General features: G+C 66.4%; 22 protein-coding genes. 8 read left to right on the forward strand and 14 right to left on the reverse strand.

Features of this window, described 5'->3' with window-relative positions:
- Positions 1 to 81 precede the first annotated feature (81 nt).
- Entirely contained in the window at positions 82 to 1,326 is a 1,245-nt protein-coding gene (locus tag HCO70_RS12725; protein ID WP_172296686.1) for a cyclopropane-fatty-acyl-phospholipid synthase family protein, read from the reverse strand.
- A gap of 260 nt (positions 1,327 to 1,586) precedes the next feature.
- On the opposite strand from HCO70_RS12725, the gene aspS reads away from it, so the two are divergent.
- The 3 genes from aspS (at position 1,587) to HCO70_RS12740 (ending at position 6,032) form a co-directional block, all read left to right on the forward strand.
- Positions 1,587 to 3,368, forward strand: a complete 1,782-nt coding sequence (aspS, locus tag HCO70_RS12730; RefSeq protein ID WP_172296688.1) for an aspartate--tRNA ligase — start codon at positions 1,587 to 1,589, stop codon at positions 3,366 to 3,368.
- Between the two features lie 80 nt (positions 3,369 to 3,448).
- Positions 3,449 to 4,834, forward strand: coding sequence for a DUF1800 family protein (locus tag HCO70_RS12735; RefSeq protein ID WP_172296690.1), 1,386 nt, complete (start codon positions 3,449 to 3,451; stop codon positions 4,832 to 4,834).
- Positions 4,835 to 4,844: 10 nt separating this feature from the next.
- A complete protein-coding gene (locus tag HCO70_RS12740; RefSeq protein ID WP_172296692.1) occupies positions 4,845 to 6,032 on the forward strand; it encodes a DUF1501 domain-containing protein in 1,188 nt (395 codons plus the stop codon).
- Between the two features lie 10 nt (positions 6,033 to 6,042).
- Here HCO70_RS12740 and HCO70_RS12745 read toward each other — a convergent pair whose 3' ends face one another.
- Entirely contained in the window at positions 6,043 to 6,210 is a 168-nt protein-coding gene (locus tag HCO70_RS12745) for a hypothetical protein (RefSeq protein WP_172296694.1), read from the reverse strand.
- Positions 6,211 to 6,307: 97 nt separating this feature from the next.
- On the opposite strand from HCO70_RS12745, the gene HCO70_RS12750 reads away from it, so the two are divergent.
- Positions 6,308 to 6,997 (forward strand): GNAT family N-acetyltransferase, encoded by a 690-nt coding sequence (locus tag HCO70_RS12750; protein WP_172297393.1) that lies wholly within the window; start codon positions 6,308 to 6,310, stop codon positions 6,995 to 6,997.
- 30 nt (positions 6,998 to 7,027) lie between these two features.
- Here the strand turns inward: HCO70_RS12750 and HCO70_RS12755 are convergent, their stop codons facing one another.
- Positions 7,028 to 7,504 (reverse strand): hemerythrin domain-containing protein, encoded by a 477-nt coding sequence (locus HCO70_RS12755; RefSeq protein WP_172296696.1) that lies wholly within the window; start codon positions 7,502 to 7,504, stop codon positions 7,028 to 7,030.
- Positions 7,505 to 7,598: 94 nt separating this feature from the next.
- Positions 7,599 to 8,318 carry a response regulator gene (locus HCO70_RS12760; RefSeq protein ID WP_172296698.1) on the reverse strand — a complete coding sequence of 240 codons (720 nt, stop codon included), beginning with the start codon at positions 8,316 to 8,318 and terminating at the stop codon, positions 7,599 to 7,601.
- A 193-nt stretch (positions 8,319 to 8,511) separates the two neighbouring features.
- On the opposite strand from HCO70_RS12760, the gene mce reads away from it, so the two are divergent.
- Together mce and HCO70_RS12770 are read left to right on the forward strand one after the other, a co-directional pair.
- Entirely contained in the window at positions 8,512 to 8,916 is a 405-nt protein-coding gene (mce, locus tag HCO70_RS12765) for a methylmalonyl-CoA epimerase (protein ID WP_172296700.1), read from the forward strand.
- Positions 8,916 to 9,191, forward strand: coding sequence for a DUF1467 family protein (locus tag HCO70_RS12770; protein ID WP_172296702.1), 276 nt, complete (start codon positions 8,916 to 8,918; stop codon positions 9,189 to 9,191). The genes mce and HCO70_RS12770 overlap by 1 nt, the downstream gene beginning before the upstream one ends.
- A gap of 27 nt (positions 9,192 to 9,218) precedes the next feature.
- On the opposite strand, the gene HCO70_RS12775 is transcribed toward HCO70_RS12770, so the two are convergent.
- Positions 9,219 to 9,905, reverse strand: a complete 687-nt coding sequence (locus tag HCO70_RS12775; protein WP_172296704.1) for an EI24 domain-containing protein — start codon at positions 9,903 to 9,905, stop codon at positions 9,219 to 9,221.
- The gene (locus HCO70_RS12780; RefSeq protein WP_172296706.1) at positions 9,902 to 10,480 is read right to left on the reverse strand and encodes a nitroreductase; all 579 of its coding nucleotides are present in this window, start codon (positions 10,478 to 10,480) and stop codon (positions 9,902 to 9,904) included. The genes HCO70_RS12775 and HCO70_RS12780 overlap by 4 nt, the downstream gene beginning before the upstream one ends.
- Before the next feature lie 104 nt (positions 10,481 to 10,584).
- On the opposite strand from HCO70_RS12780, the gene HCO70_RS12785 reads away from it, so the two are divergent.
- A complete protein-coding gene (locus tag HCO70_RS12785; RefSeq protein WP_172296296.1) occupies positions 10,585 to 11,214 on the forward strand; it encodes a hypothetical protein in 630 nt (209 codons plus the stop codon).
- On the opposite strand, the gene HCO70_RS12790 is transcribed toward HCO70_RS12785, so the two are convergent.
- Positions 11,181 to 12,287 carry a class II histone deacetylase gene (locus HCO70_RS12790; protein ID WP_172296708.1) on the reverse strand — a complete coding sequence of 369 codons (1,107 nt, stop codon included), beginning with the start codon at positions 12,285 to 12,287 and terminating at the stop codon, positions 11,181 to 11,183. The two genes, HCO70_RS12785 and HCO70_RS12790, sit on opposite strands and share 34 nt — an antisense overlap.
- Before the next feature lie 64 nt (positions 12,288 to 12,351).
- On the opposite strand from HCO70_RS12790, the gene HCO70_RS12795 reads away from it, so the two are divergent.
- Positions 12,352 to 12,600 (forward strand): DUF167 domain-containing protein, encoded by a 249-nt coding sequence (locus tag HCO70_RS12795; protein WP_172296710.1) that lies wholly within the window; start codon positions 12,352 to 12,354, stop codon positions 12,598 to 12,600.
- A gap of 49 nt (positions 12,601 to 12,649) precedes the next feature.
- Here HCO70_RS12795 and HCO70_RS12800 read toward each other — a convergent pair whose 3' ends face one another.
- The 7 genes from HCO70_RS12800 to HCO70_RS12830 all read right to left on the reverse strand — a co-directional run bounded on the left by HCO70_RS12800 (position 12,650) and on the right by HCO70_RS12830 (position 19,526).
- The gene (locus HCO70_RS12800) at positions 12,650 to 14,995 is read right to left on the reverse strand and encodes an aldehyde dehydrogenase family protein (protein WP_172297395.1); all 2,346 of its coding nucleotides are present in this window, start codon (positions 14,993 to 14,995) and stop codon (positions 12,650 to 12,652) included.
- A complete protein-coding gene (locus tag HCO70_RS12805) occupies positions 14,992 to 15,381 on the reverse strand; it encodes a hypothetical protein (protein WP_172296712.1) in 390 nt (129 codons plus the stop codon). Before HCO70_RS12805 ends, HCO70_RS12800 begins: the two co-directional genes overlap by 4 nt.
- A complete protein-coding gene (deoC, locus tag HCO70_RS12810; protein ID WP_253913266.1) occupies positions 15,368 to 16,372 on the reverse strand; it encodes a deoxyribose-phosphate aldolase in 1,005 nt (334 codons plus the stop codon). The genes HCO70_RS12805 and deoC overlap by 14 nt, the downstream gene beginning before the upstream one ends.
- A 76-nt stretch (positions 16,373 to 16,448) precedes the next feature.
- The gene (locus HCO70_RS12815) at positions 16,449 to 17,633 is read right to left on the reverse strand and encodes a phytanoyl-CoA dioxygenase family protein (protein ID WP_172296714.1); all 1,185 of its coding nucleotides are present in this window, start codon (positions 17,631 to 17,633) and stop codon (positions 16,449 to 16,451) included.
- 70 nt (positions 17,634 to 17,703) lie between these two features.
- A complete protein-coding gene (locus HCO70_RS12820) occupies positions 17,704 to 18,702 on the reverse strand; it encodes an NAD-dependent epimerase/dehydratase family protein (protein WP_172296716.1) in 999 nt (332 codons plus the stop codon).
- 24 nt (positions 18,703 to 18,726) lie between these two features.
- A complete protein-coding gene (locus tag HCO70_RS12825) occupies positions 18,727 to 19,197 on the reverse strand; it encodes an SRPBCC domain-containing protein (RefSeq protein ID WP_172296718.1) in 471 nt (156 codons plus the stop codon).
- Entirely contained in the window at positions 19,194 to 19,526 is a 333-nt protein-coding gene (locus HCO70_RS12830) for a helix-turn-helix transcriptional regulator (RefSeq protein ID WP_172296720.1), read from the reverse strand. Before HCO70_RS12830 ends, HCO70_RS12825 begins: the two co-directional genes overlap by 4 nt.
- Positions 19,527 to 19,603 lie beyond the last annotated feature (77 nt).

Genomic DNA, 19,603 nt, shown 5'->3' on the forward strand with positions numbered 1-19,603 from the left:
GCGGTTTCGCGCGGAGACTGGCCGGGCAGCATCCGGCCCGCAAGCACGAAAGCGGCATGCGCGGGTCGGATTACGTCCGAGTTATTCCGCCGCGTGCGACGTGGCCGGAATGGTCACGGCAGGCGCGTCGTCGCAGTAGAGGTAATCGCGGGTGAGCGGCACGGATTCCTGTTTGCGAGCCAGCTGGATCTGGAACACGCATTGCCGGTTAAGCCGGAAGGTCAGTTCCGACGCGACCATGTAGAAGCGCCACATCCGGCAGAACCGTTCGTCGTAGAGCGCCGCAACGCGGTCGCGGTTGGCCATGAAGCGGTCGTGCCAGTGTTTCAGCGTTTCCGCATAGTGCAGGCGCCAGACCTCGACGTCGCAGGTGTAGAGATCCTCGAATTCCACCGCTTCCATCATTTCGGACATAGAGGGGCAGTAGCCGCCCGGGAAGATGTACTTGGTGATCCACGGGTTGGTGTAGCCCGGCGGCGAGGTGCGGCCGATCGTATGGATAAGTGCGACACCGTCCTCTGTCAGCTTTTCGCGCACGTGGCGGAAATACTCGCGGTAATGCGGGACGCCGACATGTTCGAACATGCCGACCGAGACGATGCGGTCGAAGGTCTCGTCAAGATCGCGGTAGTCCATCAGGCGGAATTCGACCCGGTCCTCGAGACCCTCGGCCTGGGCGCGGGCGTTGGCGATCTTGTGCTGTTCTTCGGATAACGTAACGCCGACGACCCTGGCGCCGTAGTCGCGCGCCAGCGTCAGGCCCATGCCGCCCCAGCCGCAGCCGATGTCGAGCACGCGCATGCCGGGTTCGATCAGCAGCTTGTTGGCGATATGCGCCTTCTTCTGCGCCTGCGCCTGTTCCAGCGTGTCCTCGGGCGTCTTGAAGTAGGCGCAGGAGTATTGCTTGTCGCTGTCCAGGAACAGGTCGTAGAGCTGGCCGCTGAGATCATAGTGATGCGCGACGTTCTCGCGGGCCTTGCCGACCGGATTGTTCTGCGCAACCCAGCGCAGGGCAGAGCGCGTCCGTCCCAACCAGTTCTGCAGCCGGGTCATGTGGCCGCCGGCGAGATTGGTCACGGTCATGCCCATCAGGCCGTACAGGTCGTCATCGGCGATGGTCAGCGTGCCGTTCATGTAGGTCTCGCCAAGCCCGAGTTCCGGGTTCAGCGCCAGAAGCCGCAAGGCAGACTTGTCGTGTATCGTCACTTCAACGGGATCGCCGGTGCCATCGCCGTATTGTTCCGTGCGGCCATTCGGAAAGGTCACCTTCAACTGGCCGGATTGCATCAGTGTCCGCAGCATGCGGTCGAATAGAGTTTCCATCATTCTTCACCCCCAGTCGCCCCTTCACCGGCCCCGAAACCGGCTGCGAAGACAGACAAGGTAGAACCCGCCTGCCCACGTGCAAAGCGAATGAAACATTAATGAATTTGCGACAGATTCGTTAATCTGTCCAGAAATGGCGTCTCAGCCCGCGGATTCTGGCCCATTTGGCCCGGTTTTGCCTTGGATCGCTCCCTTGACTTCCGCGTCCGGGCAAGGTGTATCGCGCGTGCTTTGACACCTGTTCCGAAGGGATCCACCCGATGCACGCCTATCGCAGCCACACCTGCGCAGACCTGACCAAGGAAAACGTGGGCGAGACCGTCCGCCTGGCCGGCTGGGTTCATCGCGTGCGCGATCACGGCGGCGTCCTGTTCATCGACCTGCGCGATCATTACGGCGTGACGCAGGTGCTGTGCGACCCGGATTCGGAGGTGTTCGCCGAGGTCGAGAAGGTGCGGGCCGAATGGTGCATCCGGATCGACGGCACGGTGAAGGCGCGCGACGAGTCGCTGGTCAATCCGAAGCTGCCGACCGGGGAGATCGAGGTCTATATCCGCGGGCTGGAGGTGCTGGGCGCGGCCGATGAGCTGCCGCTGCAGGTCTTCGGCGATCAGGAGTATCCCGAGGAAACCCGGCTGCGGTATCGCTATCTCGACCTGCGCCGCGAGGTCATGCAGAAGAACATGACGCTGCGCTCTGACGTGGTCGCCTCGTTCCGCAAGCGGATGTGGGACAAGGCGTTCCGCGAGTACCAGACGCCGATCATCACCGCCTCTTCGCCCGAGGGCGCACGCGACTTTCTGGTGCCGTCGCGGCTGCATCCCGGCAAGTTCTACGCGCTGCCGCAGGCACCGCAGCAGTTCAAGCAGCTGCTGATGATGTCGGGCTTCGACAAGTATTTCCAGATCGCGCCCTGTTTCCGCGACGAGGATCCGCGGTCGGACCGGTCGCCCACCGATTTCTACCAGCTCGACGTCGAGATGAGCTTTGTCGAGCAGCAGGACGTGTTCGACACGGTGGCGCCGGTGATCGCCGGCGTGTTCGAGGAATTCGGCGGCGGTCGGAAGGTGGATGCGCCGGAAAGCTGGCCGCAGATCCCCTACAAGGAAGCAGCGCTGAAATACGGGACCGACAAGCCGGACCTGCGCAACCCGATAGAGATGCAGGACGTGTCCGAGCATTTCCGGGGGTCGGGTTTCGCGATCTTTGCCAAGCTGCTGGAACAGGACGGCACCGAGATCCGCGCAATTCCCGCGCCGACCGGCGGGTCGCGGAAGTTCTGCGACCGGATGAATGCTTTTGCGCAGAAGGAAGGTCTGCCCGGCATGGGGTATATCTTCTGGCGCGATCAGGGCGACGGGATGGAAGCCGCCGGGCCGCTGGCCAAGAACATCGGGCCGGAGCGGACCGAGGCGATCCGCGAGCAGCTGGGCCTTGGCGTGGGCGACGCGGCGTTCTTCCTTGGCGGCAAGCCCAAGACGTTCCAGCGCGTCGCCGGCAAGGCGCGCGACGTGATCGGCACGGAGCTGGGCCTGACCGAAACCGACCGTTTCGCCTTTGCCTGGGTCGTGGATTTTCCGATCTACGAGCAGGACGAGGAAAGCGGCGAGATCGATTTCGAGCACAACCCGTTCTCGATGCCGCAGGGCGGGCTCGAGGCGCTGGCCGGCGATCCGCTGGAGGTGCGCGGCTATCAGTACGACCTGGCCTGCAACGGCTATGAAATCCTGTCGGGCGCGATCCGGAACCACAAGCCGGAGATCATGCTGAAAGCCTTCGAGATCGCGGGATATGGCGAGGACGAGGTGAAGAAGCGCTTTGGCGCGCTGTTCAACGCGTTCAGCTTTGGCGCGCCGCCGCATGGCGGCTGCGCGGCGGGCATCGACCGGATCGTCATGCTGCTGGCGGACGAGGACAACATCCGCGAGGTGATGCTGTTCCCGATGAACCAGCGCGCCGAGGATCTGATGATGAACGCGCCGACCGATCCGTTGAACGAGCAACTGATGGAACTGCGTTTGCGGGTTCTGCCGCCGGAGTGATGTGCCGGCCGCTCTCGCGGTTTTGATAGCTCGTCAAGGGGTTGGCTGCTACTCTCTGCCCCGAGCAGAGAGGCGCAGGCATGTTGTTCGATCAGGCCATCGGGCCGGAGACCTATGCGGCCATCCGTTTCGGATATGGCCTGCCAGCCCGGCATATTCCGGTGGAGCCGGAGGCGATGCTGCGGCAACTGACGCGGCCGGACCGGACCGCTGCCGGTTTTCCCAAGATGACCTTCGCCGAATCGATCGCACTGGGCCGTGACTACCTGGCTGCGCGGCAGGATCAGCGGGCCAAGATGGATGGTGCCGACGAGCGCGAGAAGGCGCTGAAGCGAGAAATTCAGGTGTCGCTGGATTTCGGGCTGGCGGCGGATCTGGCGCGGATTGTCGAGACCGAGGATCCGTTCCGCGAGCGGCTGGTGCATTTCTGGAAGAACCATTTCGCCATCGCGCCCACGGCGCGCCCCGCAGTGGCAATGTCCGGGATCTACTCGGATCATGCGATCCGGCCGCGCGTGGCGGGACGGTTCGGTGACCTGCTGGCTGCGGCGGTGACGCATCCGGCGATGCTGATCTACCTGGATCAGGTGGTGTCGGTCGGGCCGAATTCTGCAGTCGGAAAGAAGCGCGGCCGCGGTCTGAACGAAAATCTTGCGCGCGAGGTGCTGGAACTGCACACGCTTGGGGTCGGCGCAGCCTATGGGCAGACGGATGTGCGGCAGTTCGCGGAACTGCTGACCGGGCTCTCGTTCAACATCCGCAAGGATGACGCGGTGGCCTTTCGATCGGAATACGCCGAGCCGGGCGCGGAGAAGGTGCTTGGGGAGAGATATGGCGGGCGCGGGCGCGCGCGGCTGGAACATATCCGCGAGGCGCTGGACGATCTGGCGGTGCATCCGGCGACGGCACGGCACCTGTCGCACAAGCTGGCGGCGCATTTCGTGGCCGACACGCCCGATCCGGCGCTTGTCGCGGCGATGGAGGCGGCGTGGCTCGACAGCGGCGGTGATCTGTCGGCGGTTTACGGGACGATGCTGCGGCATCCGGCGGCCTGGCACGGCTTCGGCGCCAAGGTGAAGCTACCGATGGAATTCATGGGATCGGCGTTGCGGGCGCTAGGTGCGCGCGGCGCGGACCTGGTGTCGCTGCCCCGCGGAAAGCTCAAGAAGCAGTTCCGCGATCAGCTGCGCGCGATGGGGCAGGACCCGATCAGGCCGCCCGGACCGGATGGATACGCGGATGCCGAGACGGCTTGGGTGCAGCCTTTCGGGCTGGCGCAGCGGATTTCCTGGGCGATGGCGGCGGCGGCGCGACGGAAGGATCAGGACGCGGAGCCGGACCGCTTTGCGCGCCGGGCGCTTGGCGACGCGGCGAGCCCGCGCCTAGTGAAGGCGGTATCGGCGGCGGAGACACGGGCCGAGGGGGTCGGGCTGGTGCTTGCCTCGGCGGAGTTCAACCGGCGATGAGGGCGGTGTGATGGCGACAGGCGCGATTTCACGGCGGGGGCTTCTGCGCGGCGGGCTGGGTGTGGCCTGTTCCGCGGCGGCGCATCCGTGGCTGTCGACCATGACCATGGCCGCGACGCCGGGCGATGCGCGGCTGGTGGTGATCGTCCTGCGCGGCGCAATGGACGGTCTGGGAATTCTGCCGCCGGTCAGTGACAGGCTGTTCGCGGACTACCGGCCGAAGCTGGCGAAGTCTGCCGGGAATGCCTTGCCGCTGGACGGATATTTCGCGCTGAATGAGACGATGGCGCCGCTGATGCCGCTGTGGGAGGCGGGGGAACTGGGCTTTGTACAGGCGGTCTCGACGCCCTATCGCGACAAGCGCAGCCATTTCGACGGGCAGGACCTGCTGGAGGCGGGCACCGGCATGGACGTGGTTCTGGCAGCCCAGCGGGACGGCTGGCTGAACCGGATGCTGCAGGCGATGCCGGGGATTACGGCAAAGACCGCCTTTGCGGTTGGACGCGACGAGATGAAGATCCTTTCGGGCGACGCGCCTGCGCTGCAATGGTCGCCCGATGCGGATGTGACGTTGTCGCCGCAGGCGCAGCTGCTGCTGGAGCATATCTATGCGCCCGACCCGCTGTTTTCCGAAGCGGCGGGCGAGGCGCTGGGACTGGCCGCCGAGATCGACCGCGAAGCACTTTCGCCGCTGTCGACCGGCCCGCGGCAGGAACCGATGGCGGCTTTTGCCGCCGCGCGGCTGCTGCAGGAGACGCGGATCGTGTCGTATTCCCTGTCAGGCTGGGACACCCACCGCGCGCAGGATGGTGCGCTGTCGCGGGCGTTGAACCTGCTGCAACGCTCGATCCTGACGCTGAAGGAGGGGCTGGGGCCGGTCTGGGGCAAGACCGCGGTTCTGGCGATGACGGAGTTCGGCCGGACGGTGGCCGAGAATGGCAGCGGCGGAACCGACCACGGCACCGGTGGCGCGATGCTGCTGGCGGGCGGTGCGCTGCGCGGCGGGCGTGTTTACGGCGACTGGCCGGGGCTGGCGGAAGCGGACCTGTATGCGCGGCGCGACCTGATGCCGACGGCGGATGTGCGCGCCTATGCGGCCTGGGTCATGCGGGGGCTTTACGGGATGGACCGTGGCTTACTGGAAGGCTCGGTGTTTCCGGGATTGGATCTGGGGGCGGATCCGGGGCTACTGGCCTGAAACGGCTTGCCTATTGCTGGGCGATGGTCTCGGCCACCGGCGCGGTCGACAGGGCGTGCGCTGTGCGGGCGAGCGTGGTGGCGGCGATGGCCGTGCAGAGCGCGAGGGCGCCGAAACCGAAGATGGCCCAGTCGATGGCCTTTTGCATGCGGTTGCTTAAATCGGTCTGACTGGACATCGTACTCTTCCCCTTGGACATTCGGCGGCAATGCGTAATGTTCCCCCGAAAATCGGGCGGGAATTGGGAGAGAACGGTGCAAGATTTCGCGGATTCCATGGAAGATCTGTCCAACTGGCAGCCGCCGCGCTGGCCGGATGGAGAGGTTTTCGAAGGCCGTTATGCGCGGCTGGAACTGCTGACGCCCGATCATGCGGAGGCGCTGTTCGCGGCGAATGCGGTGGATGACGCGATCTGGAAATACCTGCCTTACGGGCCGTTCGCGGAGGTGGACGGATACCGCGCCTGGGTCGAGAAGGTCGTGGCAGAACCCGACCCGCGGTTTCATGCGATCTACGACAAGGAGGCGGGCGCCTGGGGCGGGGTGGCCAGCCTGATGCGGATCAACCCGGCGGCGGGAACCATTGAGGTCGGGCACATCAACTATTCCAGGCCATTGCAGCGGACGCGGGCGGCGACGGAGGCGATGTTCCTGCTGATGGAGTGGGCTTACGAAGCCGGTTACCGGCGCTACGAATGGAAATGCCATGGGGCCAACATGGGCTCGCGCCGGGCGGCGCAGCGGTACGGGTTCAGCTATGAGGGCGTGTTCCGGCAGGCGGGCGTCGTGAAAGGGCGGAGCCGTGATACCGCATGGTTCGCCTCGATCGACAAGGAGTGGCCGGCGCTGAAGGCGGCGTTCGAGACCTGGCTGGCGCCGGAGAATTTCGACGGCGAGGGTCGGCAGAAGCAGAGCCTGTCGTCGCTGACCGCGCCGATCCTGGTGGCGCGCGACCCGAAGCTGTAAGGGGCCGCCAGGTCGGGGCGGCCCGGCCGGTCAATCCTCGAGGTGGTCGGCGAGCTTTTCCTCGACCAGCTTGCGTTCCTCGGCCTTGCGGGCAAGGAACCGGTCGCCGAAGTTCTCGATCTCGCCTTCGTCGATCTCTTCCTGGGCGCGGGTGAAGACCTCGTCCTCCTCTTCGTCGATGTGGTGGTTGTAGTCGTGTTCGAGCTTGTGGAACTTGTTCAGCCAGCCGGGGCTGGACATGTCCATCTCGTTCAGCTCGTCCATCAGGTCGTCCAGTTCCTTGTGCTCATGGACCGAGTGGCGGGCGGCGTCCTGGCCCCAGGTCTTCGAGATCAGCTTGGAATAGAAGGTTTCTTCCTCTGCCGCGGCATGGGATTTGACCTCGTGATAGAAGGCGTCCCAAGCCTTGCGGCGTTCGGGGCTGTCGCCTTCGGTCCCGGCGATGCGTTTCATCAGGTCGCGGTGGGTACGGTGATCTTCCTTGATGACTTCGTAGATGCTGGTCATCCGTGGCTCTCCAAGTCGTGGTTTTGGGCGGAGAGCTAGGACGATGCGGAAGGCCGCCCAGACTGGACGCGGCGGCGTTCCGCGCTAGGGACGCTCAGATTGCGGCGCGGTTTTCGAGGCGTTCGCGAAGCAGGCCCGAGACACGGTCGAGATCGGCGCCGAAAGACAGCCCCCTGGCATAGCTTCGCGACAGCCGCTCCGCCGCGCGCAGGAGCGCGTCGTCATGCGCGCTGCGCGCGACGCCGGCGAGGAAGCGGGCGGCGTAGTCGACGGTGCTTTCGTCCTCGTGGCCCTTCAGCACCTCGGCGATATGGGCGAGGTCGTCGTGGAAGGCGATGGGATCGGGCGCCACAACCTCGGACGGGACGACGCGCAGTGCGACAGGGCGCTGATCGGCAGGCAGGAGTTCCAGGACCGCCTTCTGGAACACCGCGAGGCTTTCGATGGGTTTGGCCAGAACGCCGTCGGCCCCGGCGGCGCGCGCGGCATCGAACAGGGTGTCGTCGCCGGAAGTTGCAAGGATCACCGGGATCCGCGGCGTGGCCTTGGCGAGCTGTGCGATCAGGTCGGTGCCGGAGCCGTCCGGCAGGCCGAGATCGACGATCACCACCGTCGGAACATAGACCATGAGGTGCCGTTGCGCCGAGGACAGGCTGTCGGCGCGGCGAATCCTTGCGCCGCTTTTCAGGCACAGGAGGCGCACGGCCTCGGACGCAAATCGGCTGTCCTCGATCACGAGGACGGTGAAGCCGCCGAGCGGCTGGGTGGTCAGGGGCGCGGACAGGGGACGGGGGTGGTCGAGGCTGGCGGGCATGGCGGTTCCTCACTGCTGAATCCGTCCAGATTTCGGCAAGAAGATAAACTGGCGGTTAAGAACCACGGGCATTCGAACTATTCTTCTGGGGATGACAGGCGCCGCCGCGCCGCCCGGGCCTGCGACCACGGGGCGCTGGTAATCGAGCGCCTCCGGTGGCATGTGGGGGGAACCTCGAAGGAAGAGATTTCGCATGATCGGCCGCCTGAACCACGTTGCCATCGCCGTTCCGGATCTGGAGGCGGCGGCGGCGCAATACCGCGACACCCTCGGCGCCGGCGTCGGCGCGCCGCAGGATGAACCGGACCATGGCGTGACGGTCGTGTTCATCGAGCTGCCGAACACCAAAATCGAGCTGCTTTATCCGCTGGGCGAGAATTCTCCGATCAAGGGGTTCCTGGAAAAGAACCCGTCGGGCGGCATTCACCACATCTGCTACGAGGTCGACGACATCCTGGCCGCGCGCGACAAGCTGAAGGCGGCGGGTGCGCGGGTGCTGGGGGATGGTGAGCCGAAGATCGGCGCGCACAGGAAACCGGTGCTGTTCCTGCATCCGAAGGATTTCAACGGCACCCTGATCGAGCTGGAGCAGGTCTGATGGCGATCACATCCGCAATCGTCCTTTTCGCGGTCATCTGGTTCATGACCCTGTTCATCGTGCTGCCGCTGCGCATCAAGACTCAGGGCGATCTGGGCGAGGTCGTTCCGGGCACGATGCCCGGATCCCCGGAAGTGCATCACCTGAAGCGGAAATTCGTGATCGTGACGATCGTGGCCTTCATCGTGTGGGCGATCGTGGCCGGGATCATCGTCTCGGGCATCATCACGGTCGAGGATATCGACTGGTTCAACCGCCGCCGCACCTATTACTGAGCCGAAGGCGCGGCCGGCCGCCGCGCCTCAGGTGTTGAGCCGGTGGAACAGGTGCGTGAAGGTCGCGGCGCCCAGCACCGGGACGATCAGGTTCAGGACCGGCACCGATAAAGGCACGGCCATCAGCATACCCGCCAGCCAGATCTGGCCGATATTGGCGCGGAACGACTCCTTGGCGCCCTGACGGCCAAGGCGGCGCATGGCGGCGATCTGGAAGTATTCCCTTCCCAGAAGGAATCCGTTCACGCCGTAGAAGATGAACGGCATGAAGGGCGGCACGAAGAGGCCGACGATGAGCGCGCCCGCGTTGACCGCGATCAGCAGGGCGAGGAATCCCAGCGTGTCGGCGACGATCTCGCTCCACGGCAGGCGCGGGACTTCGGGGAGGTGGGAATAATGCCGGTCCTCCACCGCTTCGGCCACGTCTTCGAGGAAGATGCCGGTGAAGGCCGAGGCGACCGGCACCATCAGGAAGAATGACAGCAGCAGCATCAGCGCGATGGAGCCGAATGACAGCAGGTCGTCGACCCATGTCACCTCGCCGATCCAGGGGATCGTGATGGTGTCGGGGGTAAGCCACTGGATCACCCAGAGAAATACCGCGTAGACGCCGAAGAGCAGGGCGATGGTCAGGCCGAGGCCGAGCCAGAAAACGCGCTGGAAGCGGGGGTCGCCAAACTGGCCGAGGGCCTTGAGGAAGTCCGCAACGATCATTCCGCGACCCAGGTGGTGATCGCGTCGATGTCGGGGCGCGGGCGATCCGGCGGGGCGGAGGTTTCGGTGCCGAGATGGATGAAGCCGGCGATGCTTTCCTGCGGTTCGAGGCCGAGGCCCTCGGTCAGGAAGTCACGGTCATGGCTGGGCCAGCCGGATAGCCAGTTGGCGCCCCAGCCGGAAGCCAGCGCGGCGTTCAGCAGCGACAGGCAGACCGCGCCGGCGGAATAGAGCTGTTCGATCTCGGGGATCTTGGGCGAGGGTTTCGGGGAGAAGACCACGGCCACCGCAAGGTCGGCGTCGTCGAATTGCGCGCGGGCCTTGGCGATGCGGTCTTCGTCCTCTCCCAGCGCCGCGCCGCGCGTTGGGACCAGCGCACCGAGCCGTTTGAGCGCCGGTTTTTCCAGCACGATGAAGCGCCACGGTTCCAGCTTGCCGTGATCGGGGCTGCGCCCTGCCGCCGTGAGCAGCGTCTTCAGCGTCTCGCGGTCCGGCACCGGGCCGGTCAACGTCTTGGCCGGGCGCGAGCGGCGGGTCAGCAGGAAGTCGAGGGCGGCTTGGTTGCGGTCGGGCATGTTGTCTCCATCAGCGGGCCGCACACATGTCGGCGCTTCGCCGCGGAGATGCAAGTGCAGCGGCGGGCTTGTGCGCGGAGTGGCTGGGTGGCTAGGGATGGGGCATGTCTGGGCTTTTCAGGGCGACGGAGGCGGAGCGCGCGGCGGTGTTGCCGGGCGATGGGCTGGTGCGCGACCTGCTTGTGTCTCTGGATCACGGCGTGACGATCGGCGCGCCGCCCGAGGCGGTCTGGCCGTGGCTGGTGCAGATGGGGGCGGGGCGCGCGGGATGGTACAGCTATGACCGGCTGGATAATGGCGGCGCGGCGAGCGCGTGGGAGATTCTGCCGGAATTTCAGGAATTTGGCATCGGAACCGTGATGCCGGCGCTGCCGGGGGTGACGGACTGCTTCGTGGTGCTGGGGTTCGAGGCAGCACGGTGGCTGTTGCTGGGGGTGCCTTCCGGGAGCGTGACCGGGGCGGTCGGGTCTGATGACTGGCGGGCGTGTTTCGACCGGGCAAGCTGGGTGTTCGTGTTATCTCCGGTCGATGGCGGCACGCGGCTGCATGTCAGGGCGCGGACCTCGAAGGCAGAGATCGAGATGCCGGTGCTGGGGCGGGTACGGTTCCCGGGCGTGCTCGCACGCCCGGCGGCGTCGCTGATCCACGGGATCATGGCGCGGCGACAGTTGAAGGGCATCCGCGCGAGGGTGGAGATGGGTCAGAAGAAGAAGTCTTCCAGCTCGCCGATGTAGTCGGACAGGAAGGCCTGCATCTTCGCGTTTGGTTGACGAATTTCCAGTGTCTCGGCCAGCGGGTCGGGGGCGGTGATGGCGGAGCCCGAAAGCTGTTCCAGCACAGCATGGCCGCAGAACGGTACATGCGCCTCGGAATAGCCGCCCTCGTGGACCATGACGACGCGCCCGCCGCAGAGGTCGTCCGCCGCCTCCATCACCTGCCGGGTCATCTGGCGGAAGGTGTCGGCGGTGCAGAGCATCCGCGCCAGCGGGTCGAAGGCGGAGGCGTCATAGCCGCAGGCGACGACGATCACCTCCGGCTGGAAGGCGCGGAGCTTTGGCAGGACCAGCCGTTCCATTGCTTCGAGGTATGTGGCGTGGCCGCCGCCGGGGGGCAGCGGGATATTCATGTTGGCGCCCTTCGCGGCGCCTTCGCCGGTGACATCGGCGTCGCCGGTATCGAGCGGGTAGTTCTTTTCCTGGTGGATCGAGATGGTCAGGACGTCCGGATCGTCGATGAAGATGTGCTCGGTTCCATTGCCGTGATGCACGTCCCAGTCGACCACGGCGAAGCGCCGGGCGAGGCCGGCGGCGCGGGCGGATCTGATGGCGATGGCGATGTTGGCGAGCAGGCAGAATCCGTTGGGCCAATCGGGCAGGCAATGGTGGCCGGGCGGGCGGGAGAGGGCATAGGCGTTGTCCAGCCTGCCTTCGAGGACCGCGAAGAGCGCGCCGCGGGCGAGGCCGGCGGAAAGTGCCGCGATCTCGTAGCCGCCACGGCCGAAAGGGGTGCGCAGACCCAGTTCGCCGCCGCCGGCGTCGGAGGTTGCCTTGAATTTGTCGAGGAAGCTCACGGGATGGACCAGCGCCAGTTCATCCTTCGTGGTGGGGTCGGCCGATTGCGTATGCAGTTCGCTGAACAGCCCTGTGACCTCCAGCAGGTTCTTCAACCGCCGCTTGGTCTCGGGGCTTTCGGGCAGGCCGCCCGCCGCCAGCGGCTGTACCAGCCCGCCGACCGGGAAGGTCAGCGCGTAATTGCCGCCGGAATGCCAGAAGCAGCTTTCGTCCCAGAAAAATCCCGTGCGGTTCATGCTGCCTCCTGCTGGCGGTTGGTCGCGGCGCAGCCTAGAACGGCGCGGTGGAGGTTCCAAGCCGATGACCGACCTGAGCCATATGGCCGTGTCCGGCGCCGAGATCGCGGTGCGGGTGACGCCGAAGGCGTCGCGGAACGCGGTGAAGGCGGAGGACGGCGCGATCCGGGTCTACGTGACGACGGTGCCCGAGGGAGGCAAGGCCAACGCGGCGGTGCAGAAGCTGCTGGCGAAGGCGCTGGGCGTGCCGAAGACCGGGCTGACGCTGATCCGGGGGCAGACTTCGAGGGACAAGGTCTTCCGGGTCGGTTGAGCCTGTTCGGGCCGGTGGATTCCCCTGGGTCGCCAGCGGTCCAGGTGCGCTATTCGCCGTAAGGCACCCAGATCGTCTTGACCTCGGTCGCCGCGGCGAGGAAGGCGCGGCCTTCCGCCGTGGTCCAGTCGGTGGCGCGGCCATTGTTCACCCAGGTCCGTTTCAGGTTTCCGGCCGCCTCTTTCTCGATGACGGCGGAGAGGTCGGAGGAGGAGAAGCTCCAGACCGCGTCCACGTCCATGTGGCCGGCGAGTTGGGGCGCCAGTTCGGCGTGCGATCCGGTGAGGATGTTGGCGGTGCCGGCGGGGACGTCGGAGGTTTCGAGGAGCTGGTAGAAGTCGGTCGCGGCCAGCGGATAGGCTTCGGAGGCGACGGCGACGAGGCGGTTGCCCATGGCCAGTGCCGGGCCGAGGACCGAGACGAGGCCGAGAAGCGGCGCCTCGTCGGGGCAGAAGGCGCCGATGACGCCGACCGGCTCGTTCATTGCAAGGGCGATGCCGCGCAGGGGTACGCCCTTGGCGGCACAGTCGTATTTGTCGGCCCATGCGGCATAGGTGAAGAGGCGGGAGATTGCGGTGTCGACCTCGTCCTGTGCCGCCTTGTGGCCCTCGCTGGTGAGGTCCGTCAGGCGGGCGGCGAATTCCTCGGCGCGGGCGGAAAGGTTCTCGGCGAGGTAATAGAGGATCTGCGCGCGCAGGTGGCCGGTGGTCCTGGACCAACCGGAGGCGTTGCGCGCGGCCTCGACGGCGTTGCGGATATCCTTGCGGTTGGCGATGGGCGGGTGGCCGAGGAGCTTGCCCTTGGCCGACCAGACCGGGCGGGAATAGCCGCCGTCGGGGCGGGCCTGCTTGCCACCGATGTAGAGCTTGGCGGTGCGGTCGAGAGTGTCGACGGTGGCGTCCTTGGGGGCGTCCACCGGTTTCACGGGTTTCAGTGCCTTGGTGCTGCCCTTGGGTTTGGTGTAGGCGAGCAGACCTTCCCAGCCGCCTTCGCGCCCGAAGCCGCTTTCGCGGACGCCGCCAAACCCGGCGGCGGCGTCGAAGAGGTTGGTGGCGTTGACCCAGACCACGCCTGCCGCGAGCTTTGGCGCGATATCGAGGGCGAGGTTCACGTTTTCCGACCAGACCGTGGCGGCGAGGCCGTAGCGGGTGTTGTTGGCGAGCTGCACCGCCTCGGCCGGGGTGCGGAAGGTCGTGCCGACAAGCACGGGGCCGAAGATTTCCTCCTGCATCAGGCGGTCGGCAGGCTCCAGCCCGGTGATCAGCGTCGGCGGGTAGTAGCAGCCGTTCTCGGGCAGCGGCGCGTTGGCGCGGTAGATGTCGCCCGCGCTGCCTTCGACCATCGTGGCGATGGTCTGGAGCTGAACCGGGTCCACCACCGCGCCGACGTCGATGCACTTGTCGAGCGGATCGCCGACGCGCAGTCCGTCCATGCGGCGTTTGAGCTTTTCATAGAAACGGTCGGCGATGCCTTCCTGCACCAGCAGGCGCGAGCCGGCGCAGCAGACCTGGCCGGAATTGAACCAGATCGCGTCGACCAGCCCCTCGATGGCGCTGTCGAGATCGGCGTCGTCGAAGACGATGTAGGGGGATTTGCCGCCTAGTTCGAGCGTCAGCGCCTTGCCGGATCCCGCCGTCGCCTCGCGGATACGGCGGCCGACCGAGGTGGAGCCGGTGAAGGCGACCTTGTCGATGTCGTCGTGGTTCACGATCATCTCGCCAACGGCGCCGTCGCCGGTGACGATGTTGACGACGCCTCTGGGCAGCCCCGCCTCGGCGCAGAGCTCGGCGAAGAGCAGCGCGGTGAGCGAGGTGTATTCGGCGGGCTTCAGCACCACCGTGTTGCCCATCGCGATGGCGGGCGCGACCTTCCATGCCAGCATGAGGAGCGGGAAGTTCCACGGGATGATCTGGCCGCAGACGCCGAGCGCCTCGCGGTCCGGCAGTTCGGCCTGCATCAGCTGCGCCATGCCTGCGTGGTAGTAGAAGTGGCGCGCGACGAGCGGCACGTCGATGTCGCGGCTTTCGCGGATCGGCTTGCCGTTGTCGAGGGTTTCCAGAACGGCGAGCAGACGGGAATGTTTCTGGACGAGGCGGGCGATGGCGTAGAGGTATTTTGCGCGTTCGTGCCCCGAAAGCTTCGACCATTTCGGCTGCGCCTTGCGGGCGGCGGCGACGGCAGCGTCGACATCCTTCTGCGTGGCCTGCGAGATTGTCGCCAGCACCTCGCCGGTTGCAGGGTTCTTCGACGGGAAGCCCTCACCCGGTTCGGTCATCCTGCCGTCGATGAAATGGCCGTAGCGGTCACCGCCGTCGACCAGCCAGGCCAGAGCCTCGGCCGCGCTTTCGGGGGCGGGGCCGTATTCCATCGTGTCGAAGATCTCGGGGACGTTCATAGGTTGCCTTTGCATGAAACTGTCATGTGCCTCACCGAATTCGGGTCCTGCACGATCCGGACGATCTTCACAGGCCAGAAGACACCGCTCCGGGACCGGATATTTGTATGGGCCGAATAGGCGAAATAGGCGTCGCCGTCTTCGACATAAACCCGGCCGAGCTCCGTTTCGTCGACCTGTTTGGCGACGATCCGGTCGTGCCCGTCCGACAGAGTCATCCTTTTGTCGTTGAACTGGATCGTGACGTCGTCGCTTTCCTCGCCGGCGTTGGAAATCCAGGGTCCGCACCGTATCAAGAAGGTCTGCGCATGCGCCGGGACGATGGCGAAGCAGAGTAGCGCCGGGACCAAGATCGAAACCGTTCGGGCGATTCTATGCGAGCGCATGTCGGTATCCTGCGGAGTAGCGGCCTGTCACGTGATGTTCCAATTGACGCTCGATATCGCCGAGGAGCGAGGAGGCGCCGAAGCGGAACATGTCCGGCTCTAGCCAGCGGTTCCCAAGTTCGTCCTTGATCAGTGTCAGGTAGGTCAGCGCGTCCTTGGCCTTGGAGATGCCGCCGGCGGGCTTGTAGCCGATCCGGTGGCCTGTGCGGTCGAAGTAGTCGCGAAGCGCCCGGATCATGACGAGGGAGACGGGCAGGGTGGCGTTCACGCTCTCCTTGCCGGTGGAGGTCTTGATGAAGTCGGCGCCGGCCATCATGCAGACCAGCGAGGCGCGGGCGACGTTGCGCAGGCTGCCGAGTTCGCCGGTGGCGAGGATCGCCTTCACATGCGCGTCGCCGCAGGCGTCGCGGAAGGCGCGCATCTCGTCATAGAGCGCCTGCCAGTTGCCGGTCAGCACGTGGCGGCGGGAGATGACGATGTCGATCTCCTTCGCGCCGGCCTTTACCGACTCGCCGATCTCGGCGATGCGCAGGTTCAGTGGTGACAGGCCCGCCGGGAAGCCGGTGGAAACCGCGGCGACGGGGATGTTCGTGCCCTCCAGCGCGGCGACAGCGGTGGGGACCATCTCGTGATAGACGCAGACCGCGCCGGTGGTGATCGGCGGCATGCCGAGGGCATCGAGGATATCCTGCCGCACCGGCTGCCGCGCCTTGGCGCAGAGGCGGCGGACGCGCCCGGGCGTGTCGTCGCCGGACAGGGTCGTCAGGTCGATCAGGGTGATCGCCTTGCAGAGCCACGCGGCCTGATAGTCCTTCTTGACCGAGCGGCGGCCGGGCAGGGTGGCGGCGCGGCGCTCGATGGCGGAGGTGTTGGCCTGTGCGGACATGACCCAGTCAAGGTCAAGCTCCATCCCCGGATTGCGCGCCTCGTGCAGCTGCGGCAGCTGGGCGGTGCCGGTACCGGAGGCGGCCCTGATTTCCGTCTGTTCCAAGGTTGTTCCTCCACTTGCCCCACGGACGGCGAAGACCGTCGCATGGGGGCTGGTGCTTGGCAAGGCGGACCCGATGTCAGGGTCGGCGGCGTTCCTCCCACCCGTCGAGTGCGGCGGCGAAGGTGGCCTCGTCGTCGCCATCCTGCAGCGCCTTGGTCATCAGGTCCGCCTGGCTGGCGGGAGCGAGGCCGCCGATGGGCGGGTCGCTGTCGAGGTTGGTGGGGAAGGCATAGCCCTCGGCGCAGGCGGCGATGGCGGCGGCGGTTTCCTCTGGCGTCAGCTTGCCATCGGCGACGAGTGCCTTGAGCGGCGAGTAGAGCGCGCGGGTCATGGCGGTGCGGTCGACCGCCTCCATCGCGCGGCCCATCGCGGAACTGATCTGCAGCAGGTTCGCCATGCGGCAGATGTCGGCGGTGCGGTTGGTGCCCGCGCCGTGCATCAGTGCCGGGTTGAAGAACACGGCGTCGCCCTTCTTCAGTGGCAGCTGCGCGTGGTTCTCGGCGAAATAGGCCTGAAAGTCGGGGCGCGTGAAGGCGATGTACCCGGCGCCGTAGCGCTGCGAATAGGGCAGCAGCATCGTCGGGCCGCTTTCCACGGGCATGTCGCAATGAGCGACGGCGCCCTGAAGGGTCAGGCCGGGCGACAGCGCGTGAATATGCGCCGGGAAGCGGGCGGCCTGCTCGGTCGACATGAAGCCGAGATGATAGTCGCGATGCGCATTCTGGGCGGCGCCGCCGGGATTTACACGGTTGACCTGCGCGGTGAACTGGTAGCCGGGGCCGAGCCATGCCTCTGCGGCGAGAGCCAGGCAGGTGTTGCCGTAGTAGAGCGCGAAGCCTTCCGGATCTGCGAGGCAGTGCTTTTGCAGCGCGTTCCAGATCCGGTCATTCGCGCCGGGCTTGGCGAAATGGTCGCCCGCGCCGGCACCTGCGGCACGTTCTTCTTCAATGATACGGTCGAAGAGGGCGGTGGCACGGTCGACGGGCGCGGTGTCGGGGTAGGCGGACTGGATAACGAGGACGCCGGGGCCGTTCAGCAGAAGCTTCGCCCATTCCTGCATCAGCGCCTTGCGGCCCTGCGCATCCATCGCGCGGATGGCGTTGCCGTCATAGATCGGGATCTTCGCTTCGATCCCGCTGGCGTGGGGGTAGTCGGCGGCGTCGGTCTCGGCGGGAATGCCGGCGGCGAATTCCGACAGGTCGCCACTGTCGGCGGCATACCAGACATCGCCCCGCCGGAAGCTGGGATTGGGTTCGTTCATGATGTCCTCCCTACGGCCCGTAGTCTACGGCATGGCCGGGCGCGAGGGAAGTTCCGCGGCCGTGGGATCGTCAGAGATTTGAAGAGGCGAACAGGCGGTCTTCGCGCGCGTAGTCGAAGTGATCTCGCGGGTAGGCGGCGAACTGCGGCAGGACCTTGCGCCAGTCGGCGTTGCGGGTGGCTTCGGCAAGCCAGTCGAGCGCTTTTGGGACGGTTTCGGCGTAGGTTCCGGCGTTTGGGGCCGAGCTGGCGCAGACGAAGGGGCGCGGGGTGGACCAGGGCGTTGCACCGACCTTGGCAGGGAAGCTGGTGTCGGAGAGCAGCACGAGCTCTGCCGTGAGGCCGGTCGCCGCCATGATCGCCCGGCCGATTTCGGCCACCGTCGGCGCATCGGCATCCGTCACATTCAGGATCTGCGGGCGGTCTGGCTCCAGCGCCCACAGTAACGCCTCTGCTATTGCGGCGGTCGAAGTGGTCTGGAACCGGCTGCGCCCGTCGAAGGCGAGCGGGATCTTCGTGCGGCCATCCTGAAGGCGGCGGAGAAACCAGTATTCCCGCGCGTGCCTGCTGTGGGGGCCGTGGATGGCGCAGGGGCGGAGGATGGTCACGCGGCCGGTGGCGCCGTCGAGCAGACGGCGCTCCATCGCGACCTTGCGGGTGGAATAGGTGGCGGGGCCGGGTGCGACGGTGGGGTGATCCTCGGGGATCGGGACGGGGAGGTCCGGGAAGCCGGTATCGGCGGCCTCGTCCAGCGTGCGGCCCTGTTCGTCGCAGTAGACGCTGGCGCTGGAGATCGCGGCGATGTGACCGACCGACACCTGCACCTCCAGCAACTGCCCGGCGTGGTCCGCGTCGTAGGCGATGCAGTCCAGCAGCAGGTCGGCACCGTCGCCGATCGCGTCCGCCAGTGTGCCGGAGGTGTCCCGGTCGAGGATTGCGTGCCGCCACGGCCCCTGGCTCGGCGGGGGCGTCCGGGAGGCGAGGACGACGTTCCAGCCCGCGCGGTCAAGGCGGTCGGCGACCGCCATGCCGATCTGGCCGGTCCCGCCGAGGAGCAAGGCGCGCGGCATGGCGGCGGACCCGGCGGGCCGGGATCAGGCCGCAGTCACCATGACGGACTGTGCGGCACCGGCGTAGAGGGCGCAGAACACGGTATCCCAGCCGCTGTGGTAGTTCTGGCGTAGCGACGCGGCCTCGGCGCCGAGGGCCCGCCAGTTGTCGTGGATCAGCGTCACTTTCGTGCCGTCGGCGACGACGTCGAAACTGACATGAACGTGGCTCGCCTGATCCTCCGGCCGGCCGACATGCCAGGTCATGCCGAAGGCGCGGCCCGGATCCCATTCGGTGACGCGGCCCCATTGCGCGGTGCTGCCATCCGGTTTGGTTTCAAAGACCGCGCCGCCTTCCTCCGGTGTCACCGTGACGGATTTCGCCGTCTCGCCGTCGCCGGCGGAGAGGGAATGGGTGTCGAGCGGCCACCAGTCGGACATTTCCTCGGTGAATAGCGTGAAGGCGCGCTCGGGAGAGAGCGGCACGGTGACGGTCTTGACGATGGGGCCGGTCATTTCGGGGGGTCCTTGCTGTTGCTCTCTTTCGCGATCTCTCGGGCGCGGGCGGCGAAGCTGCCGAGCGCGTCGTCCCACAGGCTGTCGAGCCAGCGGCGCAGGTCCTCGAAACCCTGCGGCGCAAGGCGGTAGAGGCGGCGGGTGCCGCTTGGTTCGACCAGCAGAAGCCCGGCATCGCTGAGCACTTTCAGGTGCTGCGACACGGCCGGGCGGCTGATCGGAAGGTCCTGCGCCAGCCGTCCTACCGGCTGCGGCCCGTCGCGCAACCGCTCGATCAGCGAGCGGCGCGTCGGGTCGGCCAGGGCGGCGATGGCAGATTCGTAAGACATGACTTACCGTAAGTGATGACTTACATACCTGTCAAGCGCGTGCTAGGGTCGATTCGTCCGGGCGGTGCCCTTGCGGC

This window comes from Pseudoruegeria sp. HB172150 (assembly GCF_013184805.1).
Taxonomy (GTDB): Bacteria; Pseudomonadota; Alphaproteobacteria; order Rhodobacterales; family Rhodobacteraceae; genus Psychromarinibacter.

Excerpts from the sequence above, each read along its gene's own strand:
- HCO70_RS12820 (WP_172296716.1), bottom strand. The coding sequence starts at position 18,702 with ATGCCGCGCGCCTTGCTCCTCGGCGGGACCGGCCAGATCGGCATGGCG.
- HCO70_RS12795 (WP_172296710.1), top strand. The coding sequence starts at position 12,352 with ATGACCGACCTGAGCCATATGGCCGTGTCCGGCGCCGAGATCGCGGTG.
- HCO70_RS12785 (WP_172296296.1), top strand. The coding sequence starts at position 10,585 with ATGTCTGGGCTTTTCAGGGCGACGGAGGCGGAGCGCGCGGCGGTGTTG.
- HCO70_RS12790 (WP_172296708.1), bottom strand. The coding sequence starts at position 12,287 with ATGAACCGCACGGGATTTTTCTGGGACGAAAGCTGCTTCTGGCATTCC.
- HCO70_RS12800 (WP_172297395.1), bottom strand. The coding sequence starts at position 14,995 with ATGAACGTCCCCGAGATCTTCGACACGATGGAATACGGCCCCGCCCCC.
- HCO70_RS12770 (WP_172296702.1), top strand. The coding sequence starts at position 8,916 with ATGGCGATCACATCCGCAATCGTCCTTTTCGCGGTCATCTGGTTCATG.
- HCO70_RS12725 (WP_172296686.1), bottom strand. The coding sequence starts at position 1,326 with ATGATGGAAACTCTATTCGACCGCATGCTGCGGACACTGATGCAATCC.
- HCO70_RS12830 (WP_172296720.1), bottom strand. The coding sequence starts at position 19,526 with ATGTCTTACGAATCTGCCATCGCCGCCCTGGCCGACCCGACGCGCCGC.
- HCO70_RS12775 (WP_172296704.1), bottom strand. The coding sequence starts at position 9,905 with ATGATCGTTGCGGACTTCCTCAAGGCCCTCGGCCAGTTTGGCGACCCC.
- HCO70_RS12825 (WP_172296718.1), bottom strand. The coding sequence starts at position 19,197 with ATGACCGGCCCCATCGTCAAGACCGTCACCGTGCCGCTCTCTCCCGAG.
- HCO70_RS12755 (WP_172296696.1), bottom strand. The coding sequence starts at position 7,504 with ATGACCAGCATCTACGAAGTCATCAAGGAAGATCACCGTACCCACCGC.
- HCO70_RS12815 (WP_172296714.1), bottom strand. The coding sequence starts at position 17,633 with ATGAACGAACCCAATCCCAGCTTCCGGCGGGGCGATGTCTGGTATGCC.
- HCO70_RS12735 (WP_172296690.1), top strand. The coding sequence starts at position 3,449 with ATGTTGTTCGATCAGGCCATCGGGCCGGAGACCTATGCGGCCATCCGT.
- HCO70_RS12745 (WP_172296694.1), bottom strand. The coding sequence starts at position 6,210 with ATGTCCAGTCAGACCGATTTAAGCAACCGCATGCAAAAGGCCATCGAC.
- HCO70_RS12805 (WP_172296712.1), bottom strand. The coding sequence starts at position 15,381 with ATGCGCTCGCATAGAATCGCCCGAACGGTTTCGATCTTGGTCCCGGCG.
- mce (WP_172296700.1), top strand. The coding sequence starts at position 8,512 with ATGATCGGCCGCCTGAACCACGTTGCCATCGCCGTTCCGGATCTGGAG.
- aspS (WP_172296688.1), top strand. The coding sequence starts at position 1,587 with ATGCACGCCTATCGCAGCCACACCTGCGCAGACCTGACCAAGGAAAAC.
- HCO70_RS12750 (WP_172297393.1), top strand. The coding sequence starts at position 6,308 with ATGGAAGATCTGTCCAACTGGCAGCCGCCGCGCTGGCCGGATGGAGAG.
- HCO70_RS12740 (WP_172296692.1), top strand. The coding sequence starts at position 4,845 with ATGGCGACAGGCGCGATTTCACGGCGGGGGCTTCTGCGCGGCGGGCTG.
- HCO70_RS12780 (WP_172296706.1), bottom strand. The coding sequence starts at position 10,480 with ATGCCCGACCGCAACCAAGCCGCCCTCGACTTCCTGCTGACCCGCCGC.
- HCO70_RS12760 (WP_172296698.1), bottom strand. The coding sequence starts at position 8,318 with ATGCCCGCCAGCCTCGACCACCCCCGTCCCCTGTCCGCGCCCCTGACC.